This window comes from Bacteroidales bacterium, from assembly GCA_018334875.1.
Classification (GTDB): Bacteria; Bacteroidota; Bacteroidia; order Bacteroidales; family UBA12077; genus JAGXLC01.
Window position 1 is genome coordinate 1 of the sequence record JAGXLC010000433.1, and the last position, 3381, is coordinate 3381.

Annotated in this window: 6 protein-coding genes; 4 read left to right on the forward strand and 2 right to left on the reverse strand. The window is 36.9% G+C overall.

Going from position 1 to position 3381, the window contains the following annotated elements:
- The 3 genes from KGY70_19355 to KGY70_19365 form a co-directional block, all read left to right on the forward strand.
- Positions 1–235 (forward strand): hypothetical protein (locus KGY70_19355; GenBank protein MBS3777360.1); only part of this gene is annotated, 235 nt, incomplete at its 5' end.
- A 440-nt stretch (positions 236–675) separates the two neighbouring features.
- The gene (locus KGY70_19360) at positions 676–1224 is read left to right on the forward strand and encodes a SocA family protein (GenBank protein ID MBS3777361.1); all 549 of its coding nucleotides are present in this window, start codon (positions 676–678) and stop codon (positions 1222–1224) included.
- Complete coding sequence (locus KGY70_19365) at positions 1221–1676, forward strand: hypothetical protein (GenBank protein ID MBS3777362.1); 456 nt, start codon at positions 1221–1223, stop codon at positions 1674–1676. The genes KGY70_19360 and KGY70_19365 overlap by 4 nt, the downstream gene beginning before the upstream one ends.
- Before the next feature lie 128 nt (positions 1677–1804).
- Here the strand turns inward: KGY70_19365 and KGY70_19370 are convergent, their stop codons facing one another.
- Positions 1805–2818, reverse strand: coding sequence for a polysaccharide deacetylase family protein (locus KGY70_19370; GenBank protein MBS3777363.1), 1014 nt, complete (start codon positions 2816–2818; stop codon positions 1805–1807).
- A gap of 5 nt (positions 2819–2823) precedes the next feature.
- Entirely contained in the window at positions 2824–3030 is a 207-nt protein-coding gene (locus KGY70_19375; protein MBS3777364.1) for a hypothetical protein, read from the reverse strand.
- Positions 3031–3201: 171 nt separating this feature from the next.
- Between KGY70_19375 and KGY70_19380 the strand changes: the two genes are divergently transcribed.
- Positions 3202–3381: a hypothetical protein gene (locus tag KGY70_19380; GenBank protein ID MBS3777365.1), complete on the forward strand. Its 180-nt coding sequence runs from the start codon at positions 3202–3204 to the stop codon at positions 3379–3381.

Genomic DNA, 3381 nt, shown 5'->3' on the forward strand with positions numbered 1-3381 from the left:
CTGGCAGGTAGATCTTGAAGAGGCTTATAAAATTGTCGGACCGGATGTGATTCGTTGCGGCAACATCAACCCTGTGGATATTCAGGACGGCTCGTATGAAGAAGTGAAAAAAATCTCCAGGACACTTGTTAACAATGAAAAACACCGCAAATATATCCTTTCAGCAGGGTGCGAAATTACAGTCAATACCCCTCCTGAAAATCTCAGGGCCATGCGGGAAGCTTCGGATATGTAATTTCTAAATACATTCTACTTTTTATGTTCTTGCATTTTTAGGCAGAAAATGAAATTCTAATATGCCGGCCTTGCCGGCAGGAATATTAAAATTTAAAAATTAGAAATCACCTACTCCTTTTAAATGGTCGTTTGCAGTGACCGTTTCCGGTAATCTCTTTACTTTTTCTTTTGTTGTTGTTTCTGTCATATATTTAAATTGAATATCTTGAAAATAATGACTTGTTGGATAAAAAAAACGACTTCGTCTGGGTATAATCACAAAATAAATACCGGCCAAAATAATTAACCGGATAAAGGAAATATTTTATTTTAATTTTGAAAAAAGAACAAACATTGTTACTTTTGAATTGTTTATGATTGTATCCTGTTTTATGAGGGTTCATTGTGCTAGGTAACAAAATTAGGAGTTTTTACGTTATAATATCAAAAAGAGGACCTATGAGTACCCAGGAAGAAAAAATTCAAGAAACAATTCACGTATTACTTTATATTATTCATAAAGTTGGTGGGCAAGCTGATTTCCACAAAATATTTAAGATACTATATTTCGCGGACAAAAAGCATCTTGCAAATTTTGGCAGGTTCATTAGTGGAGACAAATATATCGCCATGAAGGATGGGCCTGTCCCATCAATAGCTTATGATATTTTAAAAGCACTTAGAGAAGAAGGTTTCTTGTCTAACTTCAAGAAAGAAATGGAATCCTATTTTGAGTTGATGTCAGATTATAAAGTAAAGGCTAAAAGGGAGCCTGATTTAGATGAACTTTCACAATCTGAGATAGATTGTATTAATGAATCTATTGAAAAAAATGCAGAATTAAAATTTAGTAGATTAAAAAATAAGTCTCATGATTCAGCTTGGAAAAAGGTTATACGAGATTGTGAGATGAATATAAAAGATATTGCTGAAGCAGAAGGGGCAAATAAATATATGATAGAGTATATTAATGAAAAAATAGAGAACCAAAATGCAGACTTCGAATGAGTTCAGTTCCAAACTCCTTAGAAGCATTTAACGAAAGTACCTCACCACCCTACATAAAAATTGGAACTGTATTACGATTATATGTAAAAGATATTACACCTCCAAAACCTAAACGATTTATAGTTGTAGGATTTACAGATGACAAATCCGAATTAGCAACCGTTTTCATTAATTCAAATATTAATGAAAAAGTTAACTGGAGTATAGAACATCAAAATGCACAAATAAAACTCCCAAAAGATAAACCATTTCTAGAAAGAAAATCATATGTGGATTGTTCTGAATTGAAGCAATGGAGTGTCATGTATCTTGAATCAAAAGTAAAAAACAATCCAGAGTATATTATTGGAGAATTAGAAAAAGACGACTTAGATAAAATACTCAATAACATTAAATATTCTCAAATTATAAAAGGGAAATATTTAAAGAAATACGGTTTTAAAGATAAATAGATTATTACGGCCTAGTCAATATCTTCTTGCTATAAGCATAAAAAACCCTCCGGAATCTAAACGGAGGTTAACGGAAAACCAACGGAACGGCAAATTTTTGGTGTAACTTTGTGCGAAATTACAGGCGTTCAAAGGCTCCGTTCATTGAATCTTTCCATGATCTCTTTCCAGTTGGTGAAGACGACATCCTCGTTTTCAAAAAAATGCTGCAATTTGGGATCTCCAAACATCTTCTTTTCCCATACCCTTTGCTGCCAGGAATTGGTTATATCTTTCAGGTCATCGGTCTCCTCCGAGGGATGAAAGATGATCTCCGTCAGGCCGGGCTGAAGATTCTGAACCAATTTTTTGAAATTGTCAACTTTTTCCTCATAGGTTGATCCTTTGGGTGCGCTGGTAAAATTGTCAACCTTGGGCAAAGAATAGTCTTCAATGAGTTGAATGACTTCTTCGGTTATGGGATATCCCTGTTTTTTATATTTATCAGCAACATCGGGATTCGAGAGATCAATGGCATTGGCAGGAATGCCGTATTCTTCTGCTACTTTGAAAAAAACCTTCACATATTCAGGGGTTGCGTACAGGGTGCCCATGTGGGTATCGATGTGATCGGGTTTGTAGCCAAGGGCAATGGATTCTTCTATCTGGGCACGGATCTCCTTTTCCACCTCTTCTGCACTGGCATGCTCAACAACCTGGGGCACGTTATCCCATAATTTCCCGTCAGGATCAACCAGTCCGGGTACTTCATCCGGATCGCTTACCGGCCCCCACCTCCAGGTTTCCCATTCACTGGTGTGGGTTAGATGCAATCCCACATCTTCCTCCGGATGATCTTTCGCCCAGCGGATCATTGACTCGGCTGCAGGGCACGGCATCATGACAGCAGTTGACTGTATCCGGTCCTTTTCAAGCATCTCCTTAACGGCTTCGTTGGCTTCAGCAGACATACCGGCATCGTCGGCATGAAGAATGAGTATCTTTTTCTCCGAAGGATAACCCAGCTTTTCTGCCCAGGTCTCCTGGGCCATTTTTTCTTCCTCTGATTTTTTACCGGGGCCCTTGCAGGTGGGTAAAGTTGCGGTGAATACCATAACAGCAGTTAATAATGACAAAACATATACTATTCTTTTAATCTTCATTGGTCTCAAAATATTAAACTGATTTTTGTAATGACTTCTTCCATGCCAATGTTCCCGGAACCAAGATATTGTAAGGCATGGTGTCCGGCTTTCACTCCATAAACCAAATGGCTGCAATAATGTCCGTGCAATTCACCGGCTTTTTTGAGCAACCCTTCCAGATCATCGGTTTCTACCATTTTTTCTATACCCTGACGAACTTCATTTTTCATTATAAGCCAATTTTGATAGGTTCCATCCTTTTAACCAGAACAAAAGTAGGACAAATTCGTCAAAATCGAAAAAATTTCCGGATGCTACTAAATTTGCTGCTTTACCGATAAACTTTTTTTTTATTTTCACCGTAAATCTCCTATATATACAAGATTTCAAACTTTTTTTACATGAAAGAACATACCATTCACGCTCAAGGAATTTACGATTTTGAACTACAGGTAAACCGGTTTTTTAATGACAATCCGTTTATAGAAATCCAGGCCATCGACCCTTTGAAAAGTGAATACCATAAAAAAGTTCAAACATTAAATCATCTGAAGTTTGTGATCTCCATTATATATGATTAG